Raw genomic sequence first — 5,708 nt, forward strand, 5'->3', positions numbered from 1 at the left:
GGTGAGGTGGAGCTCGTCGGCGGCGCGCCAAACGCTGCCATGACGGGCAAAACTGTCGAGGGCGCGCAGCGCCTGCGTGGAAGGTATTCGCAAGAGGCCTCAGGTGAACCGAATTTGCACGAGCCGGGAAAACATATCACTTTTTGATGAGCCGCTTCACTGCTTTCTTTGCGGCATGGAGAAACCGGTGACGAGTTCCGCGCAGGAGACCGCGCTCGCCTGCATCGACGGCATCCAGCCGCTCCTGTCGGCCTGGACCCGCACCATCTTCGACTTCGGCGAAACCGCCTGGCGCGAGTACCAGTCGGCCGCCTGGTATGTCGATCGGCTGAAGCGCGAAGGCTTCTCCGTCGAGGAAGGTTCCGGCGGCATGCCGACCGCCTTCTGCGCCCATTGGACGAACGGGGAAGGCCCCACAGTCGGCATGTATGCCGAATACGACGCAGTCCCCGGCAATTGCCAGGACGCCGCCACCGTCAAGCGGCCTCGGCCGGGTCTCAGCGTCGAGGCCGGCGGCCACACCGATCCGCATTCGGGCCTCGGCATCGGCAGCCTCGGCGGCCTGCTCGCCGCCAAGGCGGCGATGCTGGAGCACGGCATAACAGGCACGCTGCGCTTCACCGGCGAGCCGGCCGAGAAGGTGAGGGGCTCGAAGCCGATCCATGCGGCCAAGGGCTATTATGACGGCCTTGCCGGCATGATCTCCTTCCATCCCTTCTACATGCTGCCGCTTTGCAACACGGCGCGCTGGGACACGCATTGCGGCGCGGCCTACGCGATGATCTACCGCTTCATCTGCGACGAACCCGAAAATTGGGCACTCGGAGGCGACGGCGCGCCGATCCCGCAGGCGCATTCGGCGGTCCGCGCGCCCGGCGCCAACGATGCGCTGATGATGATGTACATGGCCTCCAAGGCGCTGCGCGATTCCATGCTGCCGCATCAGGGCGGCTGGTCGATCAGCGAGGCGATCCTGACCGCGGGCCAGGCGACCGCCGACAACCTGCCGGCGGGACTGGCCGAGATCCAATACATGATCCGCGTGCCGACGCTTCGTATGGCCGAGCAGGTCACCGCGGTGCTCGACCGCAACGCGGAAGCGGCGGCGAAGATGAGTGGCTGCCGCTACGAGCGCCACTGGGTGTCGAAGTCGCGGCCGGGGCTGGCCAACCACGCCATAGCAGACATCACCTATCAGGCGCTCGCAGCCGTCGGCCCGCCGCAATGGAGCGACGAGGCGAGGGCGGTTGCCCGCGAGGTGCAGGTCAATGGCGGCGGCGAGGCGACCGAGAATCCGTTCATCGACGAGCTTGAGCGGCTCATTTCGCCGCAGGAAGCGGAGGCGATCCTGCGCCACGACCTGCCGCCTTCGCAGGTCAATTCGACCTCCGACGACTACACCGACATGAGCTGGCAGCGCCGGCCGGGCGACATAGAAGCGCGCCGTCGGCGCTGCGCGCAGCCGATGGCCATGCCTACCCGGCCTGGGCGATGAACGCGCTGGGCGGCATTCCGGCCACCATCGACCCGATGGTCACCTGCGCCGCCAAGACCGTCGCGCTCACCGCGCTTCGCCTGCTCGAGGACAAGGCCGCGCGCGAGGCCGCGATGGACGAATTCGTCAAGCGAACCGGCGGCGGCGTCGGCGGTTCGAACTGGATCGTGCCGCTCTGCGATTACGACCCACCGATCAATTTCCGCTGGCCGGAATATGTCACCACGCCGCGCGGGCGCGACTGGTGGATCCCGTCTGCTTCCACCGCATGACAACAAAACCGATCGAGGAGAACCCCATGACCGTCCATGACCGAATCGTCGCCGAGCCGTTTTCGCTGCAGCGCCGCAACCCCAATGGCGGCACCAAGCCGCTGACCGCCTGGGGCTTCGCCAACGAAACCGATGTGCTGACCGACGTGCTGCTCGGCTCGCCCAATTTCCTACGGCATCTCTCGACCAGCTCGCTGTCCAGAAAGCACCTGCGCGAGGCGCCCTGCAACGTCCAGATCGCGCAGGCGCAGCACAAGGATCTTGTCGCCGCCTACGAGCATTTCGGCGTCAACATCCACTGGCACGAGCCGACGCCGGAACTGCCGATGCAGGTCTATTCGCGCGATTCCAGCGTCATGACGCCCTACGGCGCCTTCATCACCGCCATGGCCAATTGGTGGCGGCGCGGCGAGAATTATGCCGCCATCCGCACCTATGAAAAACTCGGCATCCCGATCTACGACATGGTGACGGCCGGCACCTTCGAGGGCGGCGACTTCAACGTCATCGAGGATGGCGTGGTGCTGATCGGCTGCGGCGGTGCCCGCACGCAGGAAGAGGGCGCGCGCCAGGTGCAGGCCTGGTTCGACAAGGAAGGCTGGGAGACACGGCTAGCCTTCATCGACGAATACTATGTCCATATCGACCTGATGGTGGTGCCGATCGCCGAAAAGCTCACCGCAGTGTGCCTCGCCTGCACCGAACCCGGCATCGTCGACTGGCTGAAGGGCAAAGGCCACGAGATCATCGACGTGCCCTTCCAGGACACGATGGCGCTCGGCTGCAACTTCATGTCGCTCGGCAAGGACAGGGTGATCGCGCCGACCTCCAGCAAGACGCTGATCGAGAAGCTGAAGGCACGCGGTTTCGAGGTCGCGGCCGTCGACATAAGCGAGATCTCCAAGACCGGCGGCGGCATCCACTGCATGGCGCAGGCGCTGAAGCGGGTGCCGGCCTGAGCGCGCTGCTTCGGCCGGCGCAGGCGAGGCAGTCATCCAGGCAATCGCCACTGTCCAGTCACGCAAATGGCGGGCAACGAGCCCGCCATAACTTGCGTGATAGCTAACATAAGAGCACACTAAAATTAGGAGAGGGCTTACCAGCAAAAAAACGGGAGGAAAGCATGAATGCAATAAGCTTCACCACCCTTGAACGCGGCAAGGCGACCGTCGACGCCGCCTCCCTCGAAGCACTTTCGGCACAAATTCGCGGCACGGTGCTGCGGGAAGGTGATGCCGCCTATGACGAGGTCCGCGGCATCTGGAATGGCATGATCGACCGCCGGCCCGGGCTGATAGTGTGTTGCGTCGGCGCCTCAGATGTCGTCATCGCCGTGAATTTCGCCAGGGAAAACAGGCTTCTCGTCTGCGTGCGCGGCGGCGGCCACAACATTGCCGGCAGCGCCGTCTGCGACGGCGGCCTGATGATCGACCTGTCGCTGATGAAATCGGTGCGGGTCGATGTCGCGGCGAAACGGGCATGGGTCGGACCCGGCGCAACGCTCGCCGATGTCGACCGGGAAACGCAGGCCTTCGGACTGGCGTTGCCCACCGGCATCAATTCGACCACCGGTATTGCGGGCCTGACGCTGGGCGGTGGTTTCGGATGGATCACCCGCAAATTCGGGCTGACGATCGACAATCTCGTTTCAGCCGACGTGGTCACCGCCGACGGCAAGTTGCTGCGCGCCAGCCAGAGCGAGAACCCCGACCTGTTCTGGGCGCTGCGTGGCGGCGGCGGCAATTTCGGCGTCGTCACGGCGTTCGAGTTCCAACTTCATCAGTTCGGACCGCAAGTGCTGTCGGGGCTCGTCGTCCATCCCTTCGCCGATGCCGCGAAGGTGCTGAGCGAATATCGCGAGGCGCTCGAGACCGCACCCGACGAACTGACCTGCTGGGTGGTCATGCGGCAGGCGCCGCCGCTGCCGTTCCTGCCGGCCGAATGGCACGGCAAGGAAGTGCTGGTGCTGGCCATGTGCTATTGCGGCGACGCCCAGGCCGCCGAAAAGGCGACGCGGAAGCTTCGCGCCATTGGCACGCCGATCGCCGACGTCGTCGGTCTCAATCCGTTCACCGGCTGGCAGCAGGCCTTCGACCCGCTGCTTGCGCCTGGCGCCCGCAACTACTGGAAGAGCCACGACTTCACCGAGCTTTCCGACGGCGTGATCGAGGTAACCACAGAGGCGATCGCCAGGCTTCCGGGTCCGGAATGCGAGATATTCTTCGGCCATGTCGGTGGGGCCGCGGGCAGGGTCGAGGCGGACGCCACCGCGTTTCCGCAGCGCAACTCGCATTTCGTCATGAACGTCCATGCCCGCTGGCGCGAACCGGCAATGGACAAGGCCTGCATCGACTGGGCTCGCGGTATCTATGACGCGGCAAGGCCCTATGCCGCCGGCACGGCTTATGTGAACTTCATGCCGGAGGACGAGGTCGACCGGGTCGAAGCAGCCTATGGCGGCAACTATAGCCGGCTGCTGGAGATCAAGCAGCGCTACGACCCGCAGAACCTGTTCCGCGTGAACCAGAACCTGCGTGCGAAGGAAGGTCTCAGGGCCGCCTGAGGCCAGGCGTCTTTCGGCGGCGGCGCGGTCAGCCGCGCTGTCGCCAAGCTTCGCTTCCTGGTGCTCAACGCGCAGCCCGCTTCGGCGCGCCAAGCGCATCGAGCCGTTCCTGCAGATGCCCGTTGAGCACGATCATCTCCTTCAGCGCCTTCACCGGATCGCCTTTGTGCTCAGCGATGAAGCGCTCGGCGATCGCCTGAAGCGCCGCCTCCTGACGGCTGTCCAACCTTACGATGCGATCCATGGCGGTTGCTCCCGTGCCTTCCATTAGCATGTGAACAAAAAGTGAACAAAAATGTCAAGAGCGAATTGACTTTGCAAGGAATGGGTTCCTATTTTGTCAGGAGATGGGGCGGTTGCTCAGGATTCAGGGAGAGCCGCGTTGGGCAGACGAAAAAGCCGCTATGACAGATTGCTCCAGTCGGACGCGGAGGCGATCATTCGCGACGCGCTGGAACTGCGCAAGACGGTGCTGGCGGCACAAGTCAACCTCAAGGCCAATGGCGAAATGTACTGGCGGCTCAACGGCCTGGTGGACAGGCTGCACGAGGTGATGGGCGCGGTTGCGGGCCGGGAGCCCGATTTCCGCGCCGCCTGGCTCGGCCTATTGCCGCTGCCCGAGGATTACTCAGACCGGACATGAGAAAATGGCCGGACCCATGGACAGCGTTGGCCGGGCGGCCAAGGCCAACATGCTGCTCATCGTCGAATGCCGCCACTGTTACCACGTCGGGCGCTTCAAGGCGAACGACGTGGCCAAGGTGGTGGGCTGGAACAAGCCGCTCGAAGCCATCCGCTTCCGCTGCAAGCGCTGCGGCCGCAAGGACACGGAGATCAAGACCCAGTTCGTCGACCAGGACCATCCGCCCAAGGGCTATATCTGGGTGCTGCAGAAGGCGAGGGGGTAGGGCCCCTTGACTAAAACAACGACCCCTGCGCCGGCGGCTCGGCGGGAAACTTGATCTGCGTCGCCGGTTTTTCCACGATCACCAGCGCGTCGTCCGCTGCCGGCTTCTGCAGCTTCTTCACTTCAGACCACGGCGCGGTCAGCCATAGCTCGGTCTCCTCCGGCGTCGTCAGGATCACCGGCATCGCCTTCTCGTGGATCGGCGCGATCAGCGCGTTGGGCCTGGTCGTCAGGAAGCCGTAGAGCTCGTGGTCGCCGGGGCCTTCCTTCACCTTGCGTACCCCATGCCAGGGAGTCCACAGGCCGGCGAAGAAGAACAGCGGCCGTTCTTGGCTGAGCGCAAACCAGAAGTTCTTCTGCACGCCGGTCTCAGGGTCCTTGTCGCCGGGCGTCGGCGAGGGCTCGGCGAAGCTCGTCACCGGCACCACGCAGCGGTTCTCGATGCCGAGATAGGGCAGCCAGTGGGCATAT

Annotated in this window: 6 protein-coding genes and 2 pseudogenes; 5 read left to right on the plus strand and 3 right to left on the minus strand. The window is 64.7% G+C overall.

Going from position 1 to position 5,708, the window contains the following annotated elements:
* Positions 1-93: pseudogene (locus EOA29_RS43170) on the minus strand (transcriptional regulator); the annotation flags it as partial.
* An 82-nt stretch (positions 94-175) separates the two neighbouring features.
* Between EOA29_RS43170 and EOA29_RS22830 the strand changes: the two are divergent.
* The 3 genes and pseudogenes from EOA29_RS22830 to EOA29_RS22840 all read left to right on the plus strand — a co-directional run bounded on the left by EOA29_RS22830 (position 176) and on the right by EOA29_RS22840 (position 4,330).
* Positions 176-1,767: pseudogene (locus EOA29_RS22830) on the plus strand (amidohydrolase).
* Between the two features lie 26 nt (positions 1,768-1,793).
* Positions 1,794-2,726: a dimethylarginine dimethylaminohydrolase family protein gene (locus EOA29_RS22835; RefSeq protein WP_126094777.1), complete on the plus strand. Its 933-nt coding sequence runs from the start codon at positions 1,794-1,796 to the stop codon at positions 2,724-2,726.
* A 164-nt stretch (positions 2,727-2,890) separates the two neighbouring features.
* On the plus strand, positions 2,891-4,330 hold the full coding sequence (locus tag EOA29_RS22840; protein WP_126094776.1) for an FAD-binding oxidoreductase: 1,440 nt from the start codon (positions 2,891-2,893) through the stop codon (positions 4,328-4,330).
* 64 nt (positions 4,331-4,394) lie between these two features.
* Here EOA29_RS22840 and EOA29_RS22845 read toward each other — a convergent pair whose 3' ends face one another.
* Positions 4,395-4,574 carry a hypothetical protein gene (locus EOA29_RS22845; protein WP_126094775.1) on the minus strand — a complete coding sequence of 60 codons (180 nt, stop codon included), beginning with the start codon at positions 4,572-4,574 and terminating at the stop codon, positions 4,395-4,397.
* Positions 4,575-4,712: 138 nt separating this feature from the next.
* On the opposite strand from EOA29_RS22845, the gene EOA29_RS22850 reads away from it, so the two are divergent.
* Complete coding sequence (locus EOA29_RS22850) at positions 4,713-4,973, plus strand: hypothetical protein (protein ID WP_126094774.1); 261 nt, start codon at positions 4,713-4,715, stop codon at positions 4,971-4,973.
* 4 nt (positions 4,974-4,977) lie between these two features.
* Complete coding sequence (locus EOA29_RS22855) at positions 4,978-5,238, plus strand: hypothetical protein (protein ID WP_126094773.1); 261 nt, start codon at positions 4,978-4,980, stop codon at positions 5,236-5,238.
* Positions 5,239-5,248: 10 nt separating this feature from the next.
* On the opposite strand, the gene EOA29_RS22860 is transcribed toward EOA29_RS22855, so the two are convergent.
* Positions 5,249-5,708: SOS response-associated peptidase family protein (locus EOA29_RS22860; protein ID WP_189478960.1), on the minus strand; the 460-nt coding region annotated here is incomplete at its 5' end.

Origin of the sequence: Mesorhizobium sp. M1E.F.Ca.ET.063.01.1.1, assembly GCF_003998155.1 — a bacterium.
Lineage (GTDB): Bacteria > Pseudomonadota > Alphaproteobacteria > Rhizobiales > Rhizobiaceae > Mesorhizobium.

Bases quoted from the DNA above. Each gene is read 5' to 3' on its own strand.
- EOA29_RS22835 (WP_126094777.1), top strand. From the start codon at position 1,794: ATGACCGTCCATGACCGAATCGTCGCCGAGCCGTTTTCGCTGCAGCGC.
- EOA29_RS22855 (WP_126094773.1), top strand. From the start codon at position 4,978: ATGGCCGGACCCATGGACAGCGTTGGCCGGGCGGCCAAGGCCAACATG.
- EOA29_RS22840 (WP_126094776.1), top strand. From the start codon at position 2,891: ATGAATGCAATAAGCTTCACCACCCTTGAACGCGGCAAGGCGACCGTC.
- EOA29_RS22845 (WP_126094775.1), bottom strand. From the start codon at position 4,574: ATGGATCGCATCGTAAGGTTGGACAGCCGTCAGGAGGCGGCGCTTCAG.